Raw genomic sequence first — 25,056 nt, forward strand, 5'->3', positions numbered from 1 at the left:
CGAACTTGAGGGCGCTCTGCCGCCCGCGCGCTCCACGCGGCCTTTTGTGGGGTGGAGCAGGGCTCGTCGCGGCAAAGCCAGTGCTCTGGCACACCGCTTGCACGCAGCAGGGCCAGATCCCCTCGACAGGAGGCGCCATGCGCCGGGTCACATCTCTACTCGCCATCGCGCTCGCGCTGGGCTCGCCGTGGGCGGCCGCCTCCGACTGGCAGCCGGTGGCCAGCATTCGCACCGCGGCGCTGTCGACGCTGCCGGCCGGCAGCGAGGGCGAGGCCCAGGTGGCCGATGCGCTGCGCCTGCCCAAGTGTGGTGGCGCGCTGCAGGTGCAGCCCACCGCCAACACCACGGTCGAAGTCAGCTGCCCGGATGCCGGTGGTTGGCGCCTGTTCGTGCCCGTAAAGGTGCGGCGCAACCAGACCGTGCTGGTGCTCAATCGCGGAATCGGTACTGGAGAAACCCTCACCGCTGCCGATATCACCACTGCCCAGCGTGACGCCGCCCGGATTGCCGGTGCGGTGCTGGCCGATCCCAACGCAGCAATCGGCCGCATCGCCCGCCGTCCGTTGCAGGCCGGAGCCCTGCTGTCGAACAACGATCTGGTGGTGCAGCGTCTCATCAAACGGGGAGACAATGTGGCCCTGGTATCGCGTCGCGGCTCGGTCGAAGTCCGCATTGCCGGTCGCGCGATGGGCGATGCCGGTGAAAACGAACGGGTCTCGGTAGAGAACCTGTCCTCGCGACGGATCGTGCAGGGCACGGTCGATGCCGCTGGTGACGTAATCGTGGCGCGTTGAATTACTGCAGAATATCCCTAAAGATCACGGCCCTGCGGCCGTTATCCCTTGTGAACGGCAACTCCAGGACACCCCATGAGCCAGAAAATCGACGGCAACCTGCAGGTCCCCCAGGCACTGCGCAGCGTGACGACCCCGGCCAACAAGCCCGGCGTCAGCACCGATGCGGCGGCGCGCCCGGTCGAGGCGGCCGACAGCCTGCGCCTGACCGGCGAGGCCACCAATCTGCAGGCCATCGAGCGTGAGCTGACCACCGCCCCGGCGATCGACGCCCAGCGCGTGGCCGCCGTGCGCGAGTCACTGCAGAACGGTACCTACAAGATCAATCCGGACGCGATCGCATCGCGCATGCTCGAGCTGGACCAGCAGCTGCACGGATGACTGCGGCGATGAGCGAGCCGCTGCAGCGTCTTGCCCAGGCCCTGGACGTTGAACGCCAGGCCCTGGTCGAGCACGACGTGCACGCCCTGATCCGGGCCACCGGCGCCAAGCTGGAGGCGCTGCGTGCGCTGGAAGGCGCGCCGCCGGTGGGCGAGGGCGAACAGCTGCAGGAACTGGCCGAGCGCAACCGCGCCAACGGCGTACTGCTGTCGCGCCGCCGCCGCGAGGTCAACTGGGCGCTGCGCCAGCTCGGTCGCACTGAAGATGCCTCGGCCTACGATGCCAAGGGCCAGGCGCACACCGTCACTGCGCGCCGCCCACTCGCTGTCGCCTGACGCGACGGCGGCCGCACAACCCCATCAAGCGGGCTGAAGCCCGCTGCGTGACCGCGTATATTGGGCGCCTGTTCGAACGCCCCGAGTCGCCGTGTCCGCTGCCAACGCCCTGGTTACCGCCCCCCTTCCGCCACAGCCGGTGCTGCAGGCCCTGCTTGAGCGCCTACGCGAAGGGCTGCTGCTTTTCACTGAAGACGGGCAGGTGGCGCTGGCCAATCCGGCCGCGCAGAACCTGCTGGCCAGTGGTGAGGGTGGCGGTCTGCCGCCACCGCAGCGGCTGCGTGAACTGCTGCCGCCCGATGCGCTGGAGCAGGCGCGCCAGCATGGCCACTGGAATGGCAGCCTGCCGCTGGGCGAGGGCGTGGTCATCGCCCATCTGTATCACCACGGCCCGGTGGGCCAGGGGCACTTCCTGGCGTTGTTCCGCCATATCGAGGGGCAGGAAGACTACGAGCGCGAACTCCAGCAGCGCCACGCCGAGCTGCGCCAGGCCTACCTGCGTCTGAACGGCACCCAGGAGAAGCTGCTGCAGTCGGAAAAGATGGCTTCGATCGGCCAGCTTGCTGCCGGCGTCGCGCACGAGATCAATAACCCGATCGGCTACGTGCACTCCAACCTGGGCAGCCTGCAGGAGTACCTGCGCAGCCTGTTCACCGTGATCGAAGCCTACGAACGCGCATTGCGTGCGCCGGACCCGAAGGCGCTGATCCCGGAAATCGACGATATCCGTGACCGCCTGGACATCGATTTCATCAGCCGCGACCTGCCGCAGCTGATGGCCGAGTCGCGCGAAGGCATCGAGCGGGTGACGCGTATCGTGCGTGACCTGAAAGACTTCTCGTATTCCGGCCGCGACGAGTCGTGGAAGCTGGTCGACCTGCATGCAGGCCTGGAATCGACCATCAACATCATCTGGAACGAGCTGAAGTACAAGGTCACCCTGGTGCGGGAGTTCGGCCAGCTACCGCTGGTGGAATGCCTGCCGTCGGAGTTGAACCAGGTCTACATGAACCTGCTGCTCAACGCCGGCCACGCCATCGCCGAGCGCGGCACGATCACGGTGCGCACCGGCGTTGATGGCGATCACGTGTGGGTCGAATTTGAAGACACCGGCGGTGGCATCTCGCCGGAACTGCGCCAGCGCATCTTCGATCCGTTCTTCACCACCAAGCCGGTGGGCAGTGGCACCGGCCTGGGCCTGTCGATCTCCTACAGCATCATCAACAAGCACCATGGCCGCATCGACCTGGACAGCACCCCGGGCGTCGGCTCGCGCTTCCGCGTGGTACTGCCGGTGAAGCAGCCGCGCTGATCGCTTCTGTAGAGTCGAGCCATGCTCGACTGCTTTTCGCCGTAGTCGAGCATGGCTCGACTCTACATGTGGGTCACCGCAGCGGACGATCCTCACCACCATCTCCGTTCTCCACCGGCGCCGGACCGGCGTTGCTGCGGCGTTGCTCCTCATAGGTGCGGAATGCCTGGTGGATGTGCTTGCGCAGCTCGTCGTCGTTCCACGGCTTGGTCAGGAAGCGATAGATCGCACCGCGGTTGATCGCGTCGGTCACGGTGTTCAGATCGGTGTAACCGGACAGCACCAGGCGGATCGTGTCCGGGTACAGCATCTTCACCCGGCCCAGGAACTCGGTGCCGCTCATGTCACTCATGCGCTGGTCGGACAGGATCACCTGCACGTCGTTGATCGCCAGCAGGTCGAACGCATCGCGCACGTTGCCGGCCGCCAGGATGCGGTAGCCATCGCGGCGGAACAGGCGCACCAGCGAGCGCAGCACGTTCTCCTCGTCGTCCAGCAACAGCAGCGTGCGGTCGGGACGGGTCTCGGCAAAGGCCTCCGGGCGCAGGTAGCGGCGGCGCAGGGTCATGCCGGAGGCATCGGCCGACATCGGTTCGCCGAACAGGTAGCCCTGGAACACGTCGCAGTCGTTGCGGCGCAGGAAGCCCAGCTGCGCCTGCGATTCCACGCCGTTGGCGATCACGGTCATGCCCAGCTGGTGGCCCATGGCGATGATCGCGCGGGCGATGGCCGCTTCGCGGTTACCGGCCGGCGCACTCTTGATGAAGCTGCGGTCGATCTTCAGCTTGTCCACCGGGTAGCGCACCAGCGCACTCAGGCTGGAATCGCCGGTGCCGAAATTGTCCAGGCTCAGGCTGATGCCTTCGTTGCGCAGGTTGGCCAGCGTCTCGTGCACGAAGTTGACGTTGTTGGTCAGCGCGCTTTCGTTGATCTCCAGCGTCAGCATCTGCGCCGGCACGCCTGCCGCCTGGATCAGGCCCATCACTTCGGCGAAGAAATTGGGCCGCAGCAGCTGCAGGGTCGACACGTTCACGGCGATGGTGAAGTCGTCGAAGCCCTGGTCGCGCCACAGGCGGGCCTGCTTCAATGCGCCCTCCAGCACCCAGGTGCCGATCTGCACGATGATGCCCAGCCGTTCGGCGGTGCGCATGAAGCGCTCCGGCACCAGCATGCCCAGCGTCGGCGACTGCCAGCGCAGCAGCGCCTCCATGCCCACCACGTGGCCATCACGGGCGCTGACCAGCGGCTGGTAACGCAGTTTCAGCTCGCCGTTGGGGATCGCGTCGACGATCTGGCGCGCGATGATGCTTTCGCTGTGCGCGCTCGGCGGCGTGTCCACGGCGTGGATGCGCACCGCGTTGCCGCCTTCGCGGGCCGCCTGGTACAGCGCATCCTCGGCATGATCGAGCAGGCGCGAGGCACTGCTGGCATGGTCCGGGCACAGGCTCACGCCCAGCTTGCCGGTCATGAACAGTGTGTACGGCAGCACCGATAGTGGCAGTTCCATCTGCTGCCGGATCTCCTCGGCAAAGTCCTCCGGCAGCGGCACGTCGGCGGTGCGTGGCACGGCGATCAGGAACTCATCGCTGCCGTGGCGCCACAGCTTGCCGCGCCCGCGCAGATAGGACTGCAACCGCTGCGCCACCAGCGCCAGTGCCTGGTCACCCACCTCGGCGCTCATGTTTTCGTTGACCGAGGCGAAGTGGTCGATGTCGACATGCATCAGCATCAGTGCGGTGCCGCCCGAGGCCGCCTCGGCGACCATTACCTGCAGCTCGGGGTTGCCGGCGCCAAGGCGATCAGGCGCATCATCGATGCTGACCGGGGGCTGGTTGGGATTCCACATAGGCTCAGTATTCCGGTGACTCAACGGCGGCCATGCTGGCCGCCTGGTAGGGGAGGTGAACGTCGATCAGCGTGCCTTCGCCGTGCGCGGATTCGATCCGCACATGGCCACCGACGCTCTGCGCGCGCTCACGCATCACGATCAGGCCCAGCCCGCGCGGACCATCGGGGTCGAAACCCTCGCCATCGTCGCGGATCTGCAGGTGCAGGCCGCGCTGGCCGACATCGCGCAGCTGCAGCAGCACCTGGCTGGCACGGGCGTGGCGCAATACGTTGGTCAGGCTTTCCTGCGCGATACGGAAGCAGGCCTGCTCGATGCTGTTGTCGGGACGGTGCGGCAGGGGCTCGATCTCGGCCAGCAGTTCCACCGGCGACGAACGGAACAGTACCCGTGCCTGCCAGCTCAAGGCTGCTTCCAGGCCCAGCGCGTCGAGCTGCGGCGGGCGCAGCAGGGTAGAGATGTCGCGCAGCTTGGCCACCGTGGTATCGGCCAGGCTGACGATCTGCGCCAGATCATCGGCGCGGCGCTGCGGATCATCCTCGTCCTGTGCTGCGTAGGCGGACAGCTTGATCGCGGTGATCGCCTGGCCGATGTCGTCGTGCAGATCGCGCGAGATCGCGCGGCGTTCATCCTCCTGCAGCGAGAACAGGCGGCCGGCCATCGCCTGCAGTTCACGGTTGCTGGTTTCCAGTGCGCTGCGGGTCCGCTCGGAATCGCTCAGGTCGCGCACGATCAGCAGCTTGCAGTCGCGTCCGCCATAACGCACTTCACCTACCGCCAGGCCGGCATGGAAGCTGCGGCCATCAGCGCGCTGCATCGCCACCACGCTGCTGTGACCGGGCCCCAAGTGAGGCTGGCCGGCACGCAGCTGGCTGCGCACGCGGGACAGATCGGCGTTGTCCACCAGTGCTGACAGCGGCTCGCCCAGCAGGGTGTGGCTGCCATAGCCGAACAGGCTGGCGGCCCAGGCATTGGCGTACAACACGTGTTCTTCGGAGAGGATCACCACGCCATCGGGCAGTACCCGTACCAGCTCGCGGAACTGCTCCTCGCGCTCGCGCAGCAGGCGTCGCGACTGCTCGCGCTCGGTCACGTCCTGCAGCGTGCCCAGCACGCGGTTGCGGCCGGCCTCGTCGATGCCGCTGGCAGCACGCAGATGCACCATCAAGGCGCGGCCATCCATCGACAACAGCGGCAGCAGCACGTCCACGTGTACGGGATCGCCGGAGCAGAGTTCAGCCAGCAGCTGTTCGGTCTGGGTGGCGGTGGCCGGGTCGGCCGGCACCAGCAGTTCGTCGAAGCGATGCCAGCGCCGGGCCTCGGGCGGGCGGCGACCGAGCAGGCGGTAGACCTGGTTGGAATAACGGCCGAGCCCGGTGGACGGGTCCAGCTCCCAGGCGCCGATGCGGGCCAGCTCATGGGCTTCTTCCACCCGGGCCAGCGCCTGGTCGCGGCGCAGCTGGGCCAGGTCTTCGGCGGTGCGGTCGATGGCAATCAACAAGCGGGCGTTGTGGCCGTCGTAGCTGATGGCGTTGGAGCGCAGCTCCATCTGCCGCAGCGAGCCGTCACGCAGCTGCAGCTGGGTACGCAGGATGCACAGTTCCTCCGGTGCCTCGCGGATCGCCTCCAGCTTGGTCTGCAGTGCCTGGTCCTGGCCTGGCGGCCACAACGCGTCGATGGTCTGCTCCAGCAGTTCGTCACGGTCCCAGCCGAAGGCGGTGCAGGCCGCCGGATTGGCATCGAGGATCGCCAGCGTATCGAGGTCATAGACCAGGATCGGGCCGGGGTTGCCTTCGAACATCTGCCGCAGGCGCAGCTCCGAGGCCTGCTGGCGTGCATGGGTGTGCAGCACGTGCTCGGCCAGCGGGCGCAGCAGCAGATACAGTAGGCCGGCACTGGCGAGGGCGAAGAACGAGCCCTTCAGGCCCTGCCACAAGGCCGCCTGCTGCGGGTCGGGCACCAGTGCCTGCACCGCGCTGTCGGTGGAGATCATCCAGGCCAGCGCCATCGCCAGGTAGCTCAGCACCACCCGGCGCCGGTCGCGGCTCAGCGCCTGCGCCATCCGCGGGTCGGGAACTGGGGCGTTGCCGGTCGGTTCTGCGGGCATGGACAGGGTGGAAGAAAGGGGCGCCGGCCATCTTACCGCGCAGGTGCGCCCAGACCACTCAATTATCCGCCGCAGGCGCCGTTAACCACTGCGTGCCCCGCTGACGGGCGTGTCATCCGGAGCAAGATCGCGTGGACCAAGGGATCATCGCCAGCCTGCTGCAGCACCCGCTTGCGTCGGCGCTGGTCATCGTCGACCGCACGGGCCGCCCGCTGGCGGCCAATCCGGCTGCGTGCGAGCACGGCTTGCCGGCTACCGTGGCTGCGTATGCGCCGATGCTGGAAGATCTGCGCCTGATGGCCGCCGATGGCGGCATCGTGGCCTGCACGCTGCCGGGTGGCCCGCACGGGCACTACGACGGCCACCTGCGGGCCGTGCACGATGGCGCCGGCAATCTGCTGGCCTTCACGCTGAGCATTCCCGAACCGGTGCCGCTTGGCGGCGGTGGGCGCTGGGAGCTGGCGCTGGACAGTGCCGGGCACAGCCTCTGGGACTGGGACATTCCCAGCGACCGTGTGGTGCGCACCCCGGCGCTGGGTGACGAAACCGCCACCGAGATCCTGGCCCGCGTGCACAGCGAGGATATCGCCCAGGTGCGGGTCGCACTGGACGAGCATCTGCGTGGCTTGAGCGAGCAGTACAGCGCACAGTTCCGTTTCCGCCAGGCCGATGGCCAGTGGCGCTGGGTACTGGACCGCGGGCGCGTGGTCGCGCGCACCGCCGATGGCCAGCCGCTACGCATGGTCGGCACGCATACCGATATCGAACAACAGAAGCAGCTGGAAGGGCTGCTTCAGGAACAGCAGCTGCACCTGAGCGAGGCCCAGCGCATCGCCAGCATGGGCAGCTGGTCGTTCGACCCCAACAGCGGTCATTTCTGGTGGTCGCCGGAGCTGCGCTCGATGCTGGCGCTGGAGCAGGGCAGCGCGCCCGGCCAGCGACGCTGGATGAAGCAGCTGCATCCGCGCTCGCGGGGTGCGTTGCGCGCAGCCTGGCGGCGCCTGTGGCGTGATGGCCGGGCCGCCAACATCGAACTGGAACTGACCCGCGGCCATGAACCGTCGCAGCATCTGCGGCTATGGATGCAGCCGCTGCTGGACATGGACGGACAGCCCAAGCGGCTGCTCGGACAGGTGCAGAACATCACCGAGCAGCACCAGACCGATGCGCTGATCCGCTGGCGTACCGAGCTGCTCAACCGCGTCTCCGCGCTGGGCCGCATCGGCGGCTGCGAGATCGAGGTGCAGACCCGGCACATGCAGTGGACCGAGGAGTGCTATCGCATCCACGGCCTGCGCAAGGAGCCGATCACCCTCGACCAGGCGCTGGCGCTTTACACCGAGGACTCACGCAACGCCTTCGAAGCGGCGTTGGGGCGCATCGCCGATGGCGGACTGCCCGAACAGCTGGACCTGTGCTTCTACCGCCAGTCCGGCCTGCGCGTCTGGGTGCAGGTGCTGATCGAGCTGGACCGTCGCGACGGCCTGCCGCCGCGCTTCGTGGTGCTGTTCCGTGACATCACCCGCGAGCGCGAGGCGAATGAGCGCATCGAGCTGCTGGCCCACTACGATCTGCTCACCGGCCTGCCCAACCGCGTGCTGCTCGGCGAGCAGACGGCAGAAGCCATCGAGGAAGCACGCGACCGTGGCTCCTCGCTGGCGATGCTGTTCATCGATCTGGACGGTTTCAAGACCATCAATGACAGCTTCGGCCACGCCACCGGCGATGCCCTGCTGAAGGCCGCCGCGACGCGCCTGCACCAGAACCTGCGCAACAACGATCTGTTTGGCCGCTTCAGTGGCGACGAGTTCATCGTGGTGCTGCGCGATCTGGCCGAGCCGGAAGATGCCGGCCACGTGGCGCGTAAGTTGATCGCATCGCTGGCCGAGCCGCTGCGCCGTGGCGAAACCACGTTGAAGGTCGGCGCCAGTGTCGGCATCGCGATGCTGGGCGACGCGCAGACCGACTTCGATTCCCTGCTGCGCGCCGCCGATGCGGCGATGTACGCGGCCAAGGAAGCGGGGCGCAACACCTACCAGTACTACAGCCAGGACGCCTTGGCCCGCATCCAGCGCAAGCTGGAGCTGGAGCACGCCCTGCATGGGGCGATCGAACGCGAAGAGTTCAGCCTGGCCTACCAGCCGCTGCTGCACGCCCACCACGGCGAGCCACCTGCAATCGAGGCGCTGCTGCGCTGGCACCGGCCCGGGATCGGTTACTGCAGCCCGGCCGAGTTCATCCCCATCGCCGAGAAGTGCGGCGAGATCGTACGGATCGGCGACTGGGTACTGAACGAGGCCTGCCGCCAGGCCACAGCCTGGGATCGCGCCGGCCTGCGTTTCGACCGCATTGCGGTGAATGTCTCCGCGGTGCAGCTGCGTGACCGCGGCTTTGCCGAGCGCGTGATCGAGATCTGCCACGCCCATGGCTGGCCACCGCAGCGGCTGGAACTGGAACTGACCGAGTCGGCATTGATCCGTGACACCGACATCCTGCGGCATTGCTTCGATGTGCTGGAGCGCCACGGCGTGCCGCTGGCAGTGGACGATTTCGGTACCGGCTTCTCCAACCTCAATTATCTCAACCGTTTCCCTGTGGGCCGCCTGAAGATCGACCGCAGTTTCGTGCAAGGCATGCTGCACGATTCGGGCACGGCCGAAGTGACCCAGGCGATCGTGCACCTGGGCCACGCGTTGGGCATGAAGGTGGTGGCCGAGGGCGTGGAAACACACCAGGAAGAAGACATGCTGCGCCGCCAGGGCTGCGACGAGATCCAGGGCTACCTGTACTCGCGCCCGCTCAGCCCGCGCGACCTGGCGCAGTGGTTGCGCCAGCCACAGCCGGTTTCGCTGCGTACCGATGCCAGCGGGGAAGTGGTGCTGGTGCGGTGACGGTCTGTGCTGGCGGATGCCGGCCCAGGTGTGGCCCGACTCTGGTGTAACGCCGCTCTGGTGGGTGCCGACCTTGGTCGGCACTAATGCCTGCACTCGCGATCATCCACGTATGGCGTGGATCTACCGGCTAGGGTCAACGAACCGTCGCGGGAGCTCGGAGCGCACCCGCGCGCGAACGGCTTCCACAACTTCGACATAGCGTCGCCGCTGGATGCGATAGCCGATATAGAACACCAGCAGCATGCCCAGCATCGGCCACGCCACCGGGCGCACCAGGATGATGGGCAGCACCAGCACGGTCAGGGCCAGCGCAAACCAGCTGCATCGCCCGATCACACGCACCTCGCGGCGTCGTTTGTCGACCACCAGCTGGCCGTGCATCAACGGAAAATAGCGGCCGCCATAGCCCGGCGCGAAGCTCTCCCGGAACGCCACACTGCGGTCGGGCAGTACACGGAACACAAAGCTCAGCCACTTGTCGGTAGGAAGGTCGTACTCCAGCCCGATCAATGACAGTTGGGTCAGTTCAGCCGGAGAGGCGGTGATGCGCTGGTTGAACAGGACGATGCCGGTGCGGAAGAAGATCGGTGCCCAGAACAACAGAAGCAGCAGTTCCAACACCATCAATGCGATTACGGCGATGGCCATCGGTCTTCCATGAGCGGGACCGGTGCATCATGCCACAGCGATTCAGCCCATCTGGTAGATCCACGCCATGCGTGGATGATGTGGCAGCGCGTGTTCCCGGACGCCATCCACGCATGGCGTGGATTTACCTCAACGCTTCGCCATCCAGCCCCAGGTCCCATGCCAGCCCCAGCAGCTCCTCGTCCGCGCGGGACGGCGCCGGACGTGCATCCGCCAGTTGCTGCAGCTCGCGGATCTCCTCGCGTGCCACATCTTCCAGCTGCTGCAGCTGCTCACGCACGCTCGCGTTGCGCGGGCGCTCGGTATCGGTGAGGGAGGGCAGGGCGCGGATCAGGGTCATGGTGCGTGTACAGGATGCATCCAACGGCAGTTTACAGGCAAAGGCCCCGGACAAACCGGGGCCTTGCGGGCTGCCGGCGAAGGCAGCGGACATCAGGTTCAGAACAGCTCGACGGTGCCGGCGCCCATGCTCTGCTGGGCAACCGGCTTGTGCGGCGGGCGTTCCCACTCGCTGCGCAGTTCGCGCAGGCGGCTGCCGGTGCGCTGCAGGGCGGTGGCGATCTCTTCGTCGAACACGCCGCCATTGCGGTGCAGCAGTTCCTGCAGGGCCACCGCTTCGCGGTTGATCGCGGTCAGGCGGTCCAGGTGGGTGTGCACGCCGCCCAGCGCCTGGGTGGCGATGTCTTCGAACTGCAGGGCGCGCACGGCTTCGGCCACGCTGCCATCGATCGAACGGGCGCACTCGGAGACTTCGCGCATGCCGTCGCCCAGCGATGCATTGATCTGGGCCACGTTGTCGAGCATCGCGGCCGCTTCCTGGCGCGCTTCACGGGAGCGATCCATGTCACGCGACGCCATGTGCGAGACCGTCTCGCGCACCTTGGCAATGGCGTCCTTGGAGCTGTGCGCCAGCTTGCGGATCTGCTCGTTGAAGGTGGTCGAGCGCTCGGACAGGTTGCGGACCTCGTCGGCCACCACGGCGAAGCCACGACCGGCTTCACCGGCACGCGCTGCTTCAATTGCGGCGTTCAGGGCCAGCAGGTTGGTCTGGTCGGCGATCGACTTGACGTCTTCCAGCAGCGCGAAGATGCCATCCAGGTGCTGCGCCATCTGGTCGATGTGCTGCACGGTGGTGCTGCTCTGGCCGCTGACCTGTTCCAGTGCTTCCACCAGCTGTTCCATGCGGTGGTTGGCGTGCTGGGCGAAACGGGCAACGTCGAGGCCGGCATTGCCTTCATCACCGGCGCGATCGACGATGCGCGAAAGGGCCTGGCTCTGCTGGCGCGACTTTCGGTTCATGGCATCGAAGCTGCCGCCCAGGCTGGAGACCGCCTGGCGGATCAGGTCACGGGCGCGTTCCACTTCGCCACGCGAACCGTCGATCTCGTTGCCGACGAAGTTGCGCAGTTCGGTCAGCAGCTGGTCCTGCTCACGCAGGACACGGGCATGTTCGGGGGAACGGTGCGCCTGGGCGCGGGTGGTCCACCACGCAAAGCCAAGCCAGCTCAGCGTCATCGTTGTCAGGATCGCCCAGCGCAGGGCGGCCGGCCATTCGAAACCGATGGCGAAGGGGAGCAGCAGGGTCAGAGCCAGGGGGGCGGCCAGACGGATGAAAATGCGTGAGTACATGGACGTTCTCGGGAGGTGCACGGAGGATGTATCGGCCGTACCCCCTTTCTCTTTAACGTCGATGTGCCCGGAAGTGCATTCTGAATGCGCCGGTTTTCCGGCGCCTTGGCGGCTTCATGGTCAGAGCCCTTTCCGTGCCGGAAAGGGATCCGACCCTCGGGCTCAGGCCAGCTGCCGGTCCACGGCCTCGATCATCGCCTTGCGGCTGAACAGGAAGTCCCAGTAGCTGCCGCCCAGCTGGCGCCACAGCACCGCCGAGCGCACCGCCGCCAGCAGCAGGGCGCGGATCTCGGCGACCACGCCGGCCTGGCCCAGATAGTGCGGGTTGCCCTGCACCATCACCCGCGGCTTCAGGTGGCTGATGGTGTCGGCGTACAGGCCGCCGAGATTGGCCAGCACGTCCGGATGGCCGCTGTCGCCCAGCTCGGTGGCCTGGCGCTGGGCGCGCTCGATGCCCGAGGCGACCTTGTTCACGGTGGCGCCGTCCTGCACGAAGCGGCGCTCCAGCTGCAGCACCGACAGGGCCAGCTTGGGCAGGATCGGGTCCTGGCCCTGGCTGCGGAAGTAATTGTGCAGCAGGCGCAGGCCGGCCTTCAGTGCATGGCGATCTCCAAACACCTCCTGCGGCGAGGACGCATCGACACGGAACACGCTGTCCACGGCGGTGCGCACGGCGGCGGCGTCGGAGTGGCCGGTATCGGCGATGCGGCGTACCTGCTGCAGGGCCTGGGCAATGCCGGCCAAGGCCAGGACGCGGTCGTCGACAGTGAAACTCATGCAGCGATTACCTCAAAAGGGGAGGGGGTGGTGCGCAGGCGCTGTTCCAGCGGCGCATCGGTGGCGGCGATCACCGCGCCACCCAGGCACACGTCACCGTCATACAGCACCAGTGATTGACCGGGGGTAACGGCGCGCTGCGGGCGCGCGAAGGTGACCAGCACGCTGCCATCGTCCAGCACCTCGACCGTACACGGCTCATCGGGCTGGCGGTAGCGGGTCTGGGCGGTGCATTCAAAGCGCCGTGCCGGCGGCGCGCCGGCGATCCAGTGCGCGGTTTCCGAGCGCAGGCGCTGGGACAGCATCCACTTGCTGTCGCGGTCCTGATCCACGTACAGCACATTGCTGGCCACATCCTTGCCGACCACGTACCACGGCGCGGCCGGACGTCCACGCACGCCGCCGATGTTCAGGCCTTCGCGCTGGCCAAGGGTGAAATAGAACACGCCCGGATGTTCGGCGATCACGCTACCGTCGGTCGGGTCGAGGATCTGGCCGGGCTTGGCCGGCAGGTAGCGGCCGAGGAATTCACGGAAGTCGCGCTCACCAATGAAGCAGATGCCGGTGGAGTCCTTCTTGGCGTGGGTCGGCAGGCTGACGTCACGCGCGATCCGGCGCAGGTCGGTCTTTTCCAGGTCGCCGATCGGGAACAGGGTGGCCGCCAGCTGCTCCTGGCCCAGCTGGTGCAGGAAGTAGCTCTGGTCCTTGGAACGGTCGGCACCACGCAGCAGCAGCCACTGGTGGCCGCGCTGGGTCACGCGCGCGTAATGGCCGGTGGCGATGCGCTCGGCGCCCAGCTCGCGGGCGGCATCCAGGAAGTGCTTGAACTTCACTTCGCGGTTGCACAGCACGTCCGGGTTCGGGGTACGCCCGGCCGCGTACTCGGCCAGGAAGTGCTCGAACACGCCCTGCCAGTACTCGCTGGAGAAATCGCGGAAGTGGAACGGAATGCCGAGCAGGCCGCAGACTGCCACCGCATCGCGGCGGTCGTCCTCGGCACGGCAGTCGCCGCTGCCGTCGTCGGCCCAGTTCTGCATGAACAGGCCGGCTACGGCCTCGCCCTGCTGTACCAGGCGCCAGGCGGCGACCGAGGAGTCGACGCCACCGGAGACGCCCACCATCACGCGCGGAGTGCTCATGCGACCTCCCGGACCAGGGAAAGCGGATGGCGCTGGCCACCCAGGTAATCAGCCACCACCTGCCAGACCAGCGGGCTGCGCTGGCGCTCGCCGGCGGCTTGCAGTTCGGCCGGGGTCAGCCACAGTGCGCGGTCGATGCCGGTGTCCAGTGGCTGCGCCGGGTCATGCGAGACCGGGCGTGCGGCATAGCAGAAGCGCAGGAAGGTCGTGCCGTCGCCGGCGGTCCACTGGTAGCAGCCAATGAAGTGGGTCAGCTGCACCGTCCAGCCGGTTTCCTCGCGGGTCTCGCGCAGGGCTGCCTCGGCCAGGCTTTCGCCCGGCTCAAGGTGGCCGGCCGGCTGGTTCAGCGCCTGGCGACCGTCGACGGTCTCTTCAACCAGCAACACGCGGCCGCCGTCGACCACCACGGTGGCGACGGTGGCGTGCGGTGCCCAGCGCGGGTCCGGCGTGGCGTTCAACTCAGAACTCGTCCTTCTTGGTCAGTTCCAGCTCCATCGCGTCGGCGGTGCGGATGGCCGCATCGATGGCGTCGCTGAGCTGGTCGGCCGTGGCATCGGCGTCGATCTTGACCACGAACATGGCGGTGGTGTCCTGCTTCACCCAGCCGCCCATCTTGGCGTCCTGCGAATCTTCCAACAGGCGGTTGGCCACGGCCACCGGGAACTGCTTGGTCTTGGCGCTGTAGGCCGGCGACCAGATCTCGCGGATGTTGTGGGTGCCGAAGTCTTCCACCGACGAGCGCACGTAGACCATCTGGGTGCGGTCACCCTCGACGTCGAACACCATGCGGTAGTCGCCGTCCTCGTCGAGCTCGTAGGTGTAGCCCAGCTTGTCCAGGTGACGGGCCACGGCCTTGTCGCCCTCCGGCGCAGCGGCGGCGGAGCCGGCGGCGGCCAGGGCGATCAGCAGGGCGGAGAGAAGGGTCCTTTTCATGAAGATTCTGTGAAACAGTGTTGAGAGAGGATGCAATTGTGACGGCGGCCGTGCGTGCCGTCCAATCTGAGGCGGGCCGACGCAGGCCCGCTCGAGCCTCTATAATGAGCAGATGCCCCGCGAGTCTTCCCCCGATTCCCATCACGAGCACGGCGTTGCCGTGGAACCCGCGCGCCCGGAAGTGGCGCCGCCGCCGTTCTACCAGGTGATGCTGCTCAATGACGACTACACCCCGATGGATTTCGTGGTGGACGTCCTGCAGCAGTTCTTCACCATGGACCTGGACAAGGCCACACAGGTGATGCTGCACGTCCATACCCGCGGCCGCGGTGTGTGCGGGGTGTTCACCCGCGAAGTGGCCGAGACCAAGGTTGCCCAGGTCAACGAGTATTCGCGGATGAACCAGCACCCGCTGCTGTGCACGATGGAAAAGGCCTGACCGGCCCCGACCTGTAGAGCCGAGCCCACGCTCGGCTGCTGTTCACCCAGGCAGCCAGCAGCAGCCGAGCGCAGGCTCGGCTCTACAGCTGGATCAGGCCTCCGCCAACGCCTCCAGCGCCATGCGCGCCACTGCCTCGTCGACCTCGGCGGGGTCGCCGTCATCCCGGAACCAGACTGCCGACAGCCCCGCGCTGGCTGCGATCCAGCGCAGCAGGCGCGTGCGCTCCAGGCCCGCCAGTGCACTGACCTGTTCCAGCCGAGCGGCAAACCGCTCAGGCTGCGTCGCAACGTGGATGCCCGGACCGCACAGGTCCGGGTTGCTGAACAGTGTCGTGTAATCAAAGGCGCGATCACCCAGCAGCCGCTTCGGGTCGATCGCCAGCCAGCCGCGCGCGCCGAAATCGAGCACGTTGTCGTGGTGCAGGTCACCGTGCAGCGGTCGGATCTCGCGCTCTTCCTGCAGCAACGCCTCCGCCAGTGATCTGCACTGTTCCAGCAGTGGCGGCAGCGCAGCCCTTGGCTGCAGCAGGTCGGCGAACCATCTACGGAGGCAGACCAGTTCCGCTGGTGGCGCGCTCCGTGGCCGGTGCAGCCGCTGCAGGACCTGGCACAGGATCGTGGTGCAGGCGTCATCGTCGCCCTCTATCGAACGTTGCCGCAGCGAGTCGCCGCCGGCACGTTCGATCAGGATCGCCGGCCCCTCGTGGGCCAGCAGGCGGGCGGCGCCATCGCCTTCCCACCAGCGCAGCAGGCGATGGCTGTTCTGCTCTTCGGTTTCGCTGCTGATCTTCAGCATGGCCGGCTCGCCGGCGGTGGTCAGCACCGGCCAGAGCTGGGCATGGGGCGTTTCGATGGACGCGCCATCACGCCGCAATCGCCAGCGGCTCAGGTAGGGTTCGCTCATGCTGGGCGGGCTGTCCTGGAGTGAATGAAGATCAAGCGATGTGTACTGCTAACGCCATCTGAACGCAGCAATCCGCTAGGGTGATGGAAATCGCGTAGTCAGGCCGCATATTGTCCCCATCTGCCGCCGGAGTAATCCATGTTCAGCAAAGACCTCGAACACACCATCGGCCAGTGCTACAAGCGCGCCCGTGAGGCCCGGCATGAGTTCATGACGGTCGAACACCTGCTGTTGGCACTGCTCGACAACCCGTCCGCCCAGGCCGTACTGAAGGCTTGTGGCGCCGACGCCGAACGCCTGCGCCAGGAGCTGGAGCAGGCCATCGAGGCTTCCGTGTCCCGCCTGGCCGAAGATGACGGCCGCGATACCCAGCCGACCCTGGGCTTCCAGCGCGTGCTGCAGCGGGCCGTGTACCACGTGCAGTCCTCGGGCAAGAAGGAGGTCACCGGCGCCAATGTGCTGGTCGCCATCTTCGGCGAAAAGGACTCCCACGCCGTCTATTACCTCAACCAGCAGGACGTCACCCGGCTGGACGTGGTCAATTACCTGTCCCATGGCATCGCCAAGCTGGGCGAGGAAGGCGAGCAGCCGTCCTCCTCCTCCGAAGGCGAAGGCCGCATCGAAGGCGGGGAGGGCGAGCCGAAGGGTGATGCCCTGACCGAGTTCGCCAGCAACCTCAATGAACAGGCCCGGGCCGGTCGCATCGACCCGCTGGTCGGTCGTGCCGACGAAATCGAGCGCACCATCCAGGTCCTGTGCCGCCGCCGCAAGAACAACCCGCTGTACGTGGGCGAGGCCGGCGTGGGCAAGACCGCCATCGCCGAGGGCCTGGCCCGCCGCATCGTCGAAGGTTCGGTGCCTGAAGTGCTGGCCGATGCGGTGATCTATTCGCTCGACCTGGGCGCACTGGTGGCTGGTACCAAGTACCGTGGTGACTTCGAGAAGCGCCTGAAGAGCGTGCTGACGGCACTGAAGAAGGTGCCCAACGCGGTGCTGTTCATCGACGAGATCCACACCATCATCGGTGCTGGCTCGGCGTCGGGCGGCACCATGGATGCCTCCAACCTGATCAAGCCGGCGCTGGCGTCCGGCGAGCTGCGCTGCATCGGCTCGACCACCTTCCAGGAATACCGTGGCATCTTCGAGAAGGACCGGGCGCTGGCCCGCCGTTTTCAGAAGATCGACATCGTCGAGCCGACGGTGGGGGAGACTTACGAGATCCTGCAGGGCCTGAAGTCCAAGTACGAGCTGCACCACGGCGTGACCTATTCCGACGAGGCGCTGCAGGCCGCGGTGGACCTGTCGGTGAAGCACATCGGCGACCGCCTGCTGCCGGACAAGGCCATCGACGTGATCGACGAGGCTGGCGCCCGCCAGCGCCTGCTGCCGGAAGGCCAGCGCAAGGAGCTGATCGACGTCGAGGAAGTGGAGGCGATCGTCGCCAAGATGGCACGCATCCCCACCAAGCAGGTCAGCGCCACCGACAAGGATGTGCTGCAGCACCTGGAGCGCAACCTGAAGATGGTGATCTTTGGCCAGGATCCGGCCATCGAGACGCTGTCCTCGGCGATCAAGCTGGCCCGCTCGGGCCTGGGCAATCCGGAGAAGCCGATCGGCAACTTCCTGTTCGCCGGTCCGACCGGTGTCGGCAAGACCGAGGTGACCAAGCAGCTTGCGCTGCAGCTGGGCATCGAGCTGGTCCGCTTCGACATGTCCGAATACATGGAGCCGCATTCGATCAGCCGCCTGATCGGTGCCCCTCCGGGCTACGTCGGCTTCGACCAGGGCGGCCTGTTGACCGAGAAGATCGTCAAGACGCCGCACTGCGTGCTGTTGCTGGACGAAATCGAGAAGGCGCACCCGGACATCTTCAACATCCTGTTGCAGGTGATGGACCGCGGCGTGCTGACCGATACCAACGGTCGTGAAGCGAACTTCAAGAACGTGGTGCTGGTGATGACTACCAATGCCGGCGCGGCGCAGGCCTCGCGGCGTTCGATCGGCTTCACCAAGCAGGACCATGCCACCGACGCGATGGAGACCATCCGCCGCAGCTTCACCCCGGAATTCCGCAACCGCCTCGACGCGGTGGTGCAGTTCCAGGCGCTGGGCTTCGAGCACATCCTGCGCGTGGTCGACAAGTTCCTGATCGAGCTGGAGATGCTGCTGCAGGACAAGCACGTCAGCCTGTCGGCCACCCCGACCGCGCGCGACTGGCTGGCTCACCACGGCTTCGACCCGCTGATGGGTGCGCGCCCGATGGCCCGCGTGATCCAGGACAAGATCAAGCGCCCGCTGGCCGACGAACTGCTGTTCGGCAAGCTGGTCAACGGCGGCAAGGTCAGCATCGACGTCCGCGACGACGAGCTGGTGGTCGAGACTCAGGCCGAACCGGAACGGCTGCTGCCGGTTACGGTGGAGTGAGCTGAAGGCTTGGCGTGAAAGACTGGAAATGACAAGGGCGGCTTCGGCCGCCCTTGTTGTTTTCAGTGGGCCTGTCGTCCGCGGCCTTGATTGAGCGGAATGGAGGTGTCAATGCTGTCTTCCGATCGCGATGGGGTGTCGCCCTGTTTGTATCGCGAAACGATACAGGATACAGTGATGATCATTGGTTTTCGTCACAAGGGCCTCGAGCGGCTCTACCGTTCCGGCAGCAGTAGTGGAATCCGCCACAGTCATGCCAGCAAGGTGTTGATGATCCTGTCGATCCTGGATGTGGCTTCGGGTCCTGAGGATCTTGCCATGCCTGGATTGCGCCTGCATAAGCTCCGGGGCGGCCTGAAAGGGCATTGGTCTGTATGGGTCAACGGAAACTGGCGGATTACCTTCCGTTTCACCGGCAGCGACGTGGAGTTGCTGGATTACCTGGACTATCACTGAGGCCGCGCATGATTCATCACCATCCGCATCCGGGGCAGACGATCAAGGCAATGGTCTTTGATCCAATGGATCTGTCTGTAACCGAGGCGGCCGAGCGCCTGGCAATGTCGCGGGTAGCCCTTTCGCGGGTTCTGAACGGCAAGGCGGGTATTAGTCCTGACCTGGCCATCCGCCTTGAGATGGCGGGAGTGAGTACTGCGGTTTTCTGGATGGGGCTGCAGTCCAGTTACGATCTCTGGTTGGCACGGCAGCGCGCGCAACCGAGAGTGTTGTCGCTGGTTGCTGCGACGCGTTGACGTATATCGCGACAAGGGCGGCTTCGGCCGCCCTTGTCCTGTCCGGGGTCAGCGGCTGCGGCGGCGCGCTTCGCGCTTGAACCGCTCGGCATCGATCGGCTCGATGCGCGCAACCTCGCAGCTGCCGCGACCGGTGTCCAGTGCGCTTCGGCCCTCGCTGCACAGCTGGTCAGCCTCCTTGCCGTCGGTCTTGAAGCCGAGGCGGGTGGCCAGCACGGCAGAAGGGCAGCTGTTTCGGAAATGCACGACATAGTGGTCTTCGCCGGAGCGAAGCAGGATGTTCTTGTCGGCGCCTGCACGAACGATCTGCTGTTCGCCGGCCAGTGATACGCACTGCGCCGGTGGGGTGTTGGCGGCATGGGCGGATGATGCCAGCAGGGTGACGGCAGACAAAGCCAGGGGGATGAGCAGGGAAGAGAGGTTCATGGCGGGGCAGGGGGCGGCGATCCGGGCTGGATCGGATCCCAGGATGCCGCCGCCGCTGCAAATGCGAATCTGCCGCAAGCAGGGCTGACCGACGTCACGGTGAGATCGGTCACGATGACCTTTGGCGCATCAGGCTGCGATCGAACGGAATCCCTGCTGGCGCCCCTGGTCGCCGCCATCCTCGATGACGAATGCGACGGCCTCATGTGGAATGTGCAGGCGCTGCTTCAGGGTGACTCCCGCATGTGCGATCTCGCGCTGCACGGCCAGGTACAGCGGGTGCGAGGCGTCCATGCTGGTGCAGACCAGGCAGGGCTGGCCGAACCAGGTGCCGTCCGGGCCCTTGCTGGCGTAGCAGCGGCTGGTGACGGACTGCGGGTCCAGGACGATCAGGTAGGTCATGCGCGCAGCGCCCTCTGTGAAGAACGCGTTGAGTCTAGAGTTCCGGCGCGATGCTGGATTTCAGACAAGGACGAAAATCGGACGATCTCGGTGCCGCGTATTTTCTTCCGCGCACGACAAAGGGCCAGCAGCGAGGCCGGCCCTGTCGGAGTGGCGCACTGCGCCGACCGCTTACTTCATGCGGTAGGTGATACGACCCTTGGTCAGGTCGTACGGGGTCATTTCAACCTTGACCCGGTCACCGGTGAGGATGCGGATGTAGTTCTTGCGCATGCGGCCGGAGATGTGGGCGATGATTTCGTGCCCATTTTCCAGACGAACGCGGAAAGTGGTGTTCGGCAGCGTCTCGCTGACGGTGCCCTCGAACTCGATGGAATCGTCTTTCGACATGTAGTCCTGTGCGGTTCAGAAAACGGCCACGCTGGGCCTAAGGCGCGGTATTTTACGCGTGATGGGCCCGGCTTGCAAAGTTTGTGTTAACCCCCGGCCAAACGCTGTGCTGGCAAGCGTCCTACCGCCTGGGTCCAGGCGCCTTCACGGCCGTCACGGTGTACGGCCTGGCGGACGTGCTCCAGAAAGTCCGCGCGCGGCAGGTGCTCGGCGCCCATCCGCAGCAGGTGCGGATTCTCCACCTGGGCATCGATCAGTTCCCAGCCCCAGTCACGCAGGGTGGATGCGAGGGCGGCCAAGGCGATCTTGGAGCCGCCGCTGGCGCCACTGAACATGCTCTCACCGAAGAACATGGCGCCGATCGCGACGCCATAGATGCCGCCGACCAGCGTCTGCCGATCCCAGACCTCGAAGGAATGGGCGAAGCCGAGATCGTGCAGCTGGCTGTAGGCCTCGACCATCGCCGGGCTGATCCAGGTGCCATCCTGGCCGGGCCGCGGTGCCGCGGCGCAGGCGCGCATCACACGACTGAAAGCGGTGTCGGCCGTGATCTCCCACGTGCTGCCGCGCAATTGGCGGCGGAAGCGGCTGGACAGATGCACGCCCTCGGTGCGGAACACCATGCGCGGGTCCGGTGACCACCACAGGATTGGCTCGCCCTCGCTGAACCAAGGAAAGATACCGCCGGCGTAGGCATTGAGCAGGCGCACCGGATGCAGGTCGCCGCCCACCGCGAGCAGGCCGTCGGGCTGGCGCAGTGCGGTTTCAGCCGGAGGGAAGGGAGCGTCCGGCGCATCGGCCAGGCGCCAGGGCAGCTGGCGGGTCATGCCGCCATTGTATTCGTCGTGGCGATCGCTGATGTCTGGCACCATCAGCGTCCAACGGCAAGGAGCCCACGCATGAGTGACGCGATCACCGCCATCCTCGATGTGCACGATACCCCGCGCACGCGCAACGACAGCCAGGGCATGCTGCTGGCGCTGGCCACTGAACAGCCCGGCCAGCTCGGTGCGCTGATGCTGCTGGCCCTTGCCCGGCGTTCACCCAGCTCGGCCTTTCTCGACATGGCGCTGGATCTGCTGCCCGATGAAGCGATTGTGCCGGTCTGTGCCGAGGCCTGGCGCCGCTATCGGGATGGCGAGCGCGGCGAACTGCTGTCCAGCGTGATCGAATTCACGAGCTACCAGGCGCCGCAGGTGCTGCAGGACGACTGGGAGGCCTTGCTGGCGCTGGCCACCGAAGACGAGCTGCAGCTGGCTTCGCAGGTATGGCAGGGCCTGCCCTCTGCCATTTCTGCACAGTGGGCGCAGATCCTGTCTGAGGCCGATGACGATCGCGAGATGGCGCGGGCCAGCGCGCTGCTGCTCGTCGCCCAGCCCGAGACCTATGCCATTGCCCGCGGCTACGTGGTCGACTGGGGGCGGTTGGACGCCGAGGTCTGGGCGCACTGGGTCGGCGTCGCCGACGGACCGCAACCGCGGCGCCTGCATGGGGAGCGACCGCTGCACATCCGCTTCGGCCGCGAGCAGCATCGCGCGCAGCAGGCGGACGAGCCGAGCTGGCGCAAGCGTATCTGGCGCCTGCACCCGACCTGGAATGGTGGGCAGGTGCGTCACGCCGGGCATATGGGAGGACCGCTGGAAGCGCTGTGTGGCAGCTGCCATGCACCGCTGCAGCGCCTGCTGCGAACCGACGCTGCCGCGCTGCAGCCGGGCGCGGCGGGTGAGATCACGCTGGGCCTGTGCCTGGACTGCTGCGGCTGGGAAGATCCGCCCGTGCGTTTCTATCGCCACGATGCCAGCGGCCTGCCCAGCTGCCACCCCAGTCAGCGTCTGGAGGTGCCGGCCACGCCGACCGACAGCGGTGACCTGATGCAGGCCGAGGTCGGCCTGGTCGCCATGGACACCATGCGGTGGGAGCAGCAGGACTGGGGCCAGTCCAATCATCGGCAGAACCTGTCGCGCGTGGGCGGTGCGCCAAGCTGGGTGCAGAGTGCCTGGTACCCAGCGTGCTCGGATTGCGGCGAGGAAATGCCCTTCGTGATGCAGCTGGATTCGACGCTGCCGACCACCGGTGGAGGCGCGCTGCTATGGGGCAGCGGCGGCATGCTCTACACCTTCTGGTGCGCGAAATGCCGGGTGAGTGGGCATTTCTGGCAGTGCACCTGAGCACAGCGCCTAAGTCGAGCAAGCTCGACTCTACGCTCCTGCGCGGAACGGCCCATGCCCCCGCAGCTCCTGCTGGTACCGCCGCACACTCTGCCGCTCTTGCCGGCACCAGTCCTGCAGCGCTTCTGCGAAGTCCTTATCCGCCACCCAGTGCCGGCTGCGCACCAGCGCAGGCAGGAAGCCCCGCGCCAGCTTGTGCTCGCCCTGTGCGCCGGGTTCGAAACGGGTCAGCCCTTCGCGCAGGCAGTATTCGACGCCCTGGTAATAGCAGGCCTCGAAGTGCAGGCCGGGCAGGGTGGCGCCGCCCCAGTAGCGGCCGTACAGCGTATCGCCACCGCGTAGGCACAGCGCGCCGGCAATCGGCTCGCCGTCCTGCTCGGCCAGGAACAGCACCAGCCCGCGACCCAATGAAATGGCCAGATGGCGCAGGAAGGCCTCGGTCAGGGCCGGGGCGTTGCCATACTCAAGGAACGTCTGCAGGTAGAAGCGGTACATCGCCTGCAGGTCGGCGCGGCTGGCCTCGTCGCCATGTACCGCGCGGAACGTGATTCCCTGGCGGGTGACCTTGGCCCGTTCCTGGCGGATGTTCTTGCGATGCTTGTGGTCCATCGCAGCGAGGAACTGGTCGAACGTGGCCCAGTCGCCCGGGTTCTGCCACTGGAACTGCACGTCCTCGCGCAGCAGCCAGTCGTCACCGAACAGAGCTTCATCGCTGGCGGTGTGGAAGTTGATATGGGCCGAGGATACGTGCAGCGCGGGCAGCGCCTCGCGCAATGCCGACAGCAATGTGGCGCGCGTTGAATCGTGACGGGCCAGCAGGCGAGGGCCGGTGACTGGCGAGTACGGTACCGCGCCCAGCCACTTCGGGTAGTAGTCGCGGCCATGGCGGGCATAGGCATTGGCCCAGGCATGGTCGAACACGAACTCGCCGTGCGAATTGGTCTTCAGGTAGCCCGGAATGGCGCCGACCAGCGTGCCGCTCTCCCACAGCGTGAAGTGCCGGGGCTGCCAGCCCCAGTCCTCGCGCAGGCAACCGTGCTGTTCAAGCCCGGAAAGGAAGGCATGGCTGACGAAGGGATTGCAGCCGTCGTGCAGGGCGTCCCAGTCGGTTGCGGCAATGGACTGCAGGGAGTCGAGGAAGCGGGGGGAGGGCATGAGGGAAGGATAGGGCAGATGAAACAGAAAGGCCGACGCACTGGCGTCGGCCTTCTATCCGGAGTCGAGCATGGCTCAACCCTACAGAAGCGGGTCAGCGTCTCAGCTGGCCTTGCCCTGTGCGTCCAGGTAGCGCTCGGCGTCCAGTGCGGCCATGCAGCCGAAGCCGGCCGAGGTGATCGCCTGGCGGTAGTGCTGGTCGGCCACGTCGCCGGCGGCGAACACGCCTTCCACCGAGGTCTGGGTGGCATTGCCGCCCAGGCCCGAGCGGATTTCCAGGTAGCCGTTGTTCATCGCCAACTGGCCGTCGAACAGGGTGGTGTTCGGGTGATGGCCGATGGCCACGAAGAAGCCGTGGGCGTCGATGTCGCGGGTGCTGCCGTCCAGGGTGGACTTTACGCGCACACCGGTCACGCCGGCGTCGTTGCCCAGCACTTCCTCCACCTGGTGGTGCCAGACGGTCTCGATCTTGCCTTCGGCCACCTTCTTGAACAGCTTGTCTTGCATGATCTTTTCCGCCTTCAGGGTGTCGCGGCGGTGGACCAGGTAGACCTTGCGGGCGATGTTGGACAGGTACAGGGCCTCTTCCACGGCGGTGTTGCCGCCACCCACCACGACCACGTCCTGGTCACGGTAGAAGAAGCCGTCACAGGTGGCGCAGGCGGAGACGCCGCGGCCCTTGAACTCGTCTTCGGTCGGGATACCCAGGTACTTGGCGGTGGCGCCGGTGGCGATGATCAGCGCATCGCAGGTGTACTCGTGGCTGTCGCCGATCAGCTTGAACGGGCGCTGCGACACGTCGGCGGTGTGGATGTGGTCGAAGATGACCTCGGTCTCGAAGCGCTCGGCATGGGCCTGCATGCGCGCCATCAGGTCCGGGCCCATCAGGCCGTGGGCGTCACCCGGCCAGTTGTCCACCTCGGTGGTGGTCATCAGCTGGCCGCCCTGCTGCAGGCCGGTGATGACGACCGGCTTCAGGTTGGCGCGGGCGGCGTAGACGGCGGCGGTCCAACCGGCCGGGCCGGAACCGAGGATGACGAGGCGCTGGTGGCGGGAGGGCAGGCTGGTGCTCATGTAAACTCGCGAAAAGGTAGATGGGACAAGGCGCTGGCGATATTTGCGCAGCATCCGTGGCAGGTCATAGAGTGGCGGCTGGGACAGGGCGATTCAAGCCGATGAACAGAACGCCGTCATCCAGC

General features: G+C 66.5%; 26 protein-coding genes. 10 read left to right on the forward strand and 16 right to left on the reverse strand.

What is annotated here, in order from left to right:
• The first annotated feature begins 137 nt into the window (after positions 1-137).
• From flgA to ACW5IY_RS10765, 4 genes are all read left to right on the forward strand, one after another.
• Positions 138-794: a flagellar basal body P-ring formation chaperone FlgA gene (gene flgA / locus ACW5IY_RS10750; RefSeq protein WP_049436371.1), complete on the forward strand. Its 657-nt coding sequence runs from the start codon at positions 138-140 to the stop codon at positions 792-794.
• A 75-nt stretch (positions 795-869) separates the two neighbouring features.
• Positions 870-1,175 carry a flagellar biosynthesis anti-sigma factor FlgM gene (gene flgM / locus ACW5IY_RS10755; RefSeq protein WP_019337421.1) on the forward strand — a complete coding sequence of 102 codons (306 nt, stop codon included), beginning with the start codon at positions 870-872 and terminating at the stop codon, positions 1,173-1,175.
• Positions 1,172-1,510 (forward strand): flagella protein, encoded by a 339-nt coding sequence (locus tag ACW5IY_RS10760; RefSeq protein WP_010485882.1) that lies wholly within the window; start codon positions 1,172-1,174, stop codon positions 1,508-1,510. The genes flgM and ACW5IY_RS10760 overlap by 4 nt, the downstream gene beginning before the upstream one ends.
• Before the next feature lie 91 nt (positions 1,511-1,601).
• Positions 1,602-2,822, forward strand: a complete 1,221-nt coding sequence (locus ACW5IY_RS10765; RefSeq protein ID WP_019337422.1) for an ATP-binding protein — start codon at positions 1,602-1,604, stop codon at positions 2,820-2,822.
• 73 nt (positions 2,823-2,895) lie between these two features.
• Here ACW5IY_RS10765 and ACW5IY_RS10770 read toward each other — a convergent pair whose 3' ends face one another.
• Both ACW5IY_RS10770 and ACW5IY_RS10775 read right to left on the reverse strand, forming a co-directional pair.
• Positions 2,896-4,668, reverse strand: a complete 1,773-nt coding sequence (locus ACW5IY_RS10770; protein WP_457327228.1) for an EAL domain-containing protein — start codon at positions 4,666-4,668, stop codon at positions 2,896-2,898.
• A gap of 4 nt (positions 4,669-4,672) precedes the next feature.
• Positions 4,673-6,775, reverse strand: coding sequence for a sensor histidine kinase (locus ACW5IY_RS10775; RefSeq protein ID WP_049436372.1), 2,103 nt, complete (start codon positions 6,773-6,775; stop codon positions 4,673-4,675).
• A gap of 131 nt (positions 6,776-6,906) precedes the next feature.
• On the opposite strand from ACW5IY_RS10775, the gene ACW5IY_RS10780 reads away from it, so the two are divergent.
• The gene (locus ACW5IY_RS10780) at positions 6,907-9,666 is read left to right on the forward strand and encodes a bifunctional diguanylate cyclase/phosphodiesterase (RefSeq protein ID WP_049436373.1); all 2,760 of its coding nucleotides are present in this window, start codon (positions 6,907-6,909) and stop codon (positions 9,664-9,666) included.
• A 123-nt stretch (positions 9,667-9,789) separates the two neighbouring features.
• On the opposite strand, the gene ACW5IY_RS10785 is transcribed toward ACW5IY_RS10780, so the two are convergent.
• The 7 genes from ACW5IY_RS10785 to ACW5IY_RS10815 form a co-directional block, all read right to left on the reverse strand.
• Complete coding sequence (locus ACW5IY_RS10785) at positions 9,790-10,317, reverse strand: hypothetical protein (protein WP_049436374.1); 528 nt, start codon at positions 10,315-10,317, stop codon at positions 9,790-9,792.
• 124 nt (positions 10,318-10,441) lie between these two features.
• Complete coding sequence (locus tag ACW5IY_RS10790) at positions 10,442-10,657, reverse strand: hypothetical protein (protein WP_049436375.1); 216 nt, start codon at positions 10,655-10,657, stop codon at positions 10,442-10,444.
• A 98-nt stretch (positions 10,658-10,755) separates the two neighbouring features.
• A complete protein-coding gene (locus tag ACW5IY_RS10795; RefSeq protein ID WP_049436376.1) occupies positions 10,756-11,946 on the reverse strand; it encodes a methyl-accepting chemotaxis protein in 1,191 nt (396 codons plus the stop codon).
• 162 nt (positions 11,947-12,108) lie between these two features.
• The gene (gene hflD, locus ACW5IY_RS10800) at positions 12,109-12,723 is read right to left on the reverse strand and encodes a high frequency lysogenization protein HflD (RefSeq protein WP_010485865.1); all 615 of its coding nucleotides are present in this window, start codon (positions 12,721-12,723) and stop codon (positions 12,109-12,111) included.
• Positions 12,720-13,862, reverse strand: coding sequence for a tRNA 2-thiouridine(34) synthase MnmA (gene mnmA / locus ACW5IY_RS10805; RefSeq protein WP_049436377.1), 1,143 nt, complete (start codon positions 13,860-13,862; stop codon positions 12,720-12,722). Before mnmA ends, hflD begins: the two co-directional genes overlap by 4 nt.
• The gene (locus ACW5IY_RS10810; protein WP_049436378.1) at positions 13,859-14,320 is read right to left on the reverse strand and encodes an NUDIX hydrolase; all 462 of its coding nucleotides are present in this window, start codon (positions 14,318-14,320) and stop codon (positions 13,859-13,861) included. The genes mnmA and ACW5IY_RS10810 overlap by 4 nt, the downstream gene beginning before the upstream one ends.
• 1 nt (position 14,321) lies before the next feature.
• Positions 14,322-14,795, reverse strand: coding sequence for a hypothetical protein (locus ACW5IY_RS10815; protein ID WP_043395631.1), 474 nt, complete (start codon positions 14,793-14,795; stop codon positions 14,322-14,324).
• A gap of 112 nt (positions 14,796-14,907) precedes the next feature.
• On the opposite strand from ACW5IY_RS10815, the gene clpS reads away from it, so the two are divergent.
• Positions 14,908-15,234 carry an ATP-dependent Clp protease adapter ClpS gene (gene clpS, locus ACW5IY_RS10820; protein WP_006366596.1) on the forward strand — a complete coding sequence of 109 codons (327 nt, stop codon included), beginning with the start codon at positions 14,908-14,910 and terminating at the stop codon, positions 15,232-15,234.
• A 93-nt stretch (positions 15,235-15,327) separates the two neighbouring features.
• Here the strand turns inward: clpS and ACW5IY_RS10825 are convergent, their stop codons facing one another.
• Positions 15,328-16,140, reverse strand: coding sequence for an APH(6) family putative aminoglycoside O-phosphotransferase (locus ACW5IY_RS10825; protein WP_049436379.1), 813 nt, complete (start codon positions 16,138-16,140; stop codon positions 15,328-15,330).
• A gap of 138 nt (positions 16,141-16,278) precedes the next feature.
• Between ACW5IY_RS10825 and clpA the strand changes: the two genes are divergently transcribed.
• From clpA to ACW5IY_RS10840, 3 genes are all read left to right on the forward strand, one after another.
• Positions 16,279-18,564, forward strand: a complete 2,286-nt coding sequence (clpA, locus tag ACW5IY_RS10830) for an ATP-dependent Clp protease ATP-binding subunit ClpA (protein WP_010485852.1) — start codon at positions 16,279-16,281, stop codon at positions 18,562-18,564.
• 111 nt (positions 18,565-18,675) lie between these two features.
• On the forward strand, positions 18,676-19,020 hold the full coding sequence (locus tag ACW5IY_RS10835) for a type II toxin-antitoxin system RelE/ParE family toxin (protein ID WP_401743462.1): 345 nt from the start codon (positions 18,676-18,678) through the stop codon (positions 19,018-19,020).
• A gap of 8 nt (positions 19,021-19,028) precedes the next feature.
• A complete protein-coding gene (locus ACW5IY_RS10840) occupies positions 19,029-19,316 on the forward strand; it encodes a HigA family addiction module antitoxin (RefSeq protein WP_019659640.1) in 288 nt (95 codons plus the stop codon).
• Positions 19,317-19,364: 48 nt separating this feature from the next.
• Here ACW5IY_RS10840 and ACW5IY_RS10845 read toward each other — a convergent pair whose 3' ends face one another.
• From ACW5IY_RS10845 to aat, 4 genes are all read right to left on the reverse strand, one after another.
• The gene (locus ACW5IY_RS10845; protein WP_049436380.1) at positions 19,365-19,742 is read right to left on the reverse strand and encodes a hypothetical protein; all 378 of its coding nucleotides are present in this window, start codon (positions 19,740-19,742) and stop codon (positions 19,365-19,367) included.
• A gap of 129 nt (positions 19,743-19,871) precedes the next feature.
• Complete coding sequence (locus ACW5IY_RS10850; RefSeq protein ID WP_049436381.1) at positions 19,872-20,144, reverse strand: hypothetical protein; 273 nt, start codon at positions 20,142-20,144, stop codon at positions 19,872-19,874.
• Positions 20,145-20,315: 171 nt separating this feature from the next.
• On the reverse strand, positions 20,316-20,534 hold the full coding sequence (gene infA / locus ACW5IY_RS10855; RefSeq protein WP_005409596.1) for a translation initiation factor IF-1: 219 nt from the start codon (positions 20,532-20,534) through the stop codon (positions 20,316-20,318).
• 86 nt (positions 20,535-20,620) lie between these two features.
• Positions 20,621-21,361 carry a leucyl/phenylalanyl-tRNA--protein transferase gene (gene aat, locus ACW5IY_RS10860; protein ID WP_049436429.1) on the reverse strand — a complete coding sequence of 247 codons (741 nt, stop codon included), beginning with the start codon at positions 21,359-21,361 and terminating at the stop codon, positions 20,621-20,623.
• Positions 21,362-21,433: 72 nt separating this feature from the next.
• On the opposite strand from aat, the gene ACW5IY_RS10865 reads away from it, so the two are divergent.
• On the forward strand, positions 21,434-22,702 hold the full coding sequence (locus tag ACW5IY_RS10865) for a hypothetical protein (protein ID WP_049436382.1): 1,269 nt from the start codon (positions 21,434-21,436) through the stop codon (positions 22,700-22,702).
• A gap of 30 nt (positions 22,703-22,732) precedes the next feature.
• Here the strand turns inward: ACW5IY_RS10865 and ACW5IY_RS10870 are convergent, their stop codons facing one another.
• Both ACW5IY_RS10870 and trxB read right to left on the reverse strand, forming a co-directional pair.
• Entirely contained in the window at positions 22,733-23,857 is a 1,125-nt protein-coding gene (locus ACW5IY_RS10870) for a GNAT family N-acetyltransferase (protein WP_049436383.1), read from the reverse strand.
• A 102-nt stretch (positions 23,858-23,959) separates the two neighbouring features.
• A complete protein-coding gene (gene trxB / locus ACW5IY_RS10875) occupies positions 23,960-24,931 on the reverse strand; it encodes a thioredoxin-disulfide reductase (RefSeq protein ID WP_014037154.1) in 972 nt (323 codons plus the stop codon).
• Positions 24,932-25,056: the final 125 nt, after the last annotated feature.

The sequence above is a fragment of the Stenotrophomonas sp. C-A genome (genome assembly GCF_054030835.1).

Excerpts from the sequence above, each read along its gene's own strand:
- aat (WP_049436429.1), bottom strand. The coding sequence starts at position 21,361 with ATGACCCGCCAGCTGCCCTGGCGCCTGGCCGATGCGCCGGACGCTCCC.
- trxB (WP_014037154.1), bottom strand. The coding sequence starts at position 24,931 with ATGAGCACCAGCCTGCCCTCCCGCCACCAGCGCCTCGTCATCCTCGGT.
- ACW5IY_RS10850 (WP_049436381.1), bottom strand. The coding sequence starts at position 20,144 with ATGACCTACCTGATCGTCCTGGACCCGCAGTCCGTCACCAGCCGCTGC.
- ACW5IY_RS10835 (WP_401743462.1), top strand. The coding sequence starts at position 18,676 with ATGCTGTCTTCCGATCGCGATGGGGTGTCGCCCTGTTTGTATCGCGAA.
- flgA (WP_049436371.1), top strand. The coding sequence starts at position 138 with ATGCGCCGGGTCACATCTCTACTCGCCATCGCGCTCGCGCTGGGCTCG.
- ACW5IY_RS10795 (WP_049436376.1), bottom strand. The coding sequence starts at position 11,946 with ATGTACTCACGCATTTTCATCCGTCTGGCCGCCCCCCTGGCTCTGACC.
- ACW5IY_RS10775 (WP_049436372.1), bottom strand. The coding sequence starts at position 6,775 with ATGCCCGCAGAACCGACCGGCAACGCCCCAGTTCCCGACCCGCGGATG.
- flgM (WP_019337421.1), top strand. The coding sequence starts at position 870 with ATGAGCCAGAAAATCGACGGCAACCTGCAGGTCCCCCAGGCACTGCGC.
- ACW5IY_RS10760 (WP_010485882.1), top strand. The coding sequence starts at position 1,172 with ATGACTGCGGCGATGAGCGAGCCGCTGCAGCGTCTTGCCCAGGCCCTG.
- ACW5IY_RS10845 (WP_049436380.1), bottom strand. The coding sequence starts at position 19,742 with ATGAACCTCTCTTCCCTGCTCATCCCCCTGGCTTTGTCTGCCGTCACC.
- mnmA (WP_049436377.1), bottom strand. The coding sequence starts at position 13,862 with ATGAGCACTCCGCGCGTGATGGTGGGCGTCTCCGGTGGCGTCGACTCC.
- ACW5IY_RS10825 (WP_049436379.1), bottom strand. The coding sequence starts at position 16,140 with ATGAGCGAACCCTACCTGAGCCGCTGGCGATTGCGGCGTGATGGCGCG.
- ACW5IY_RS10865 (WP_049436382.1), top strand. The coding sequence starts at position 21,434 with ATGAGTGACGCGATCACCGCCATCCTCGATGTGCACGATACCCCGCGC.
- clpA (WP_010485852.1), top strand. The coding sequence starts at position 16,279 with ATGTTCAGCAAAGACCTCGAACACACCATCGGCCAGTGCTACAAGCGC.
- ACW5IY_RS10770 (WP_457327228.1), bottom strand. The coding sequence starts at position 4,668 with ATGTGGAATCCCAACCAGCCCCCGGTCAGCATCGATGATGCGCCTGAT.
- ACW5IY_RS10840 (WP_019659640.1), top strand. The coding sequence starts at position 19,029 with ATGATTCATCACCATCCGCATCCGGGGCAGACGATCAAGGCAATGGTC.
- ACW5IY_RS10790 (WP_049436375.1), bottom strand. The coding sequence starts at position 10,657 with ATGACCCTGATCCGCGCCCTGCCCTCCCTCACCGATACCGAGCGCCCG.
- ACW5IY_RS10785 (WP_049436374.1), bottom strand. The coding sequence starts at position 10,317 with ATGGCCATCGCCGTAATCGCATTGATGGTGTTGGAACTGCTGCTTCTG.
- hflD (WP_010485865.1), bottom strand. The coding sequence starts at position 12,723 with ATGAGTTTCACTGTCGACGACCGCGTCCTGGCCTTGGCCGGCATTGCC.
- infA (WP_005409596.1), bottom strand. The coding sequence starts at position 20,534 with ATGTCGAAAGACGATTCCATCGAGTTCGAGGGCACCGTCAGCGAGACG.
- ACW5IY_RS10815 (WP_043395631.1), bottom strand. The coding sequence starts at position 14,795 with ATGAAAAGGACCCTTCTCTCCGCCCTGCTGATCGCCCTGGCCGCCGCC.
- ACW5IY_RS10870 (WP_049436383.1), bottom strand. The coding sequence starts at position 23,857 with ATGCCCTCCCCCCGCTTCCTCGACTCCCTGCAGTCCATTGCCGCAACC.
- clpS (WP_006366596.1), top strand. The coding sequence starts at position 14,908 with ATGCCCCGCGAGTCTTCCCCCGATTCCCATCACGAGCACGGCGTTGCC.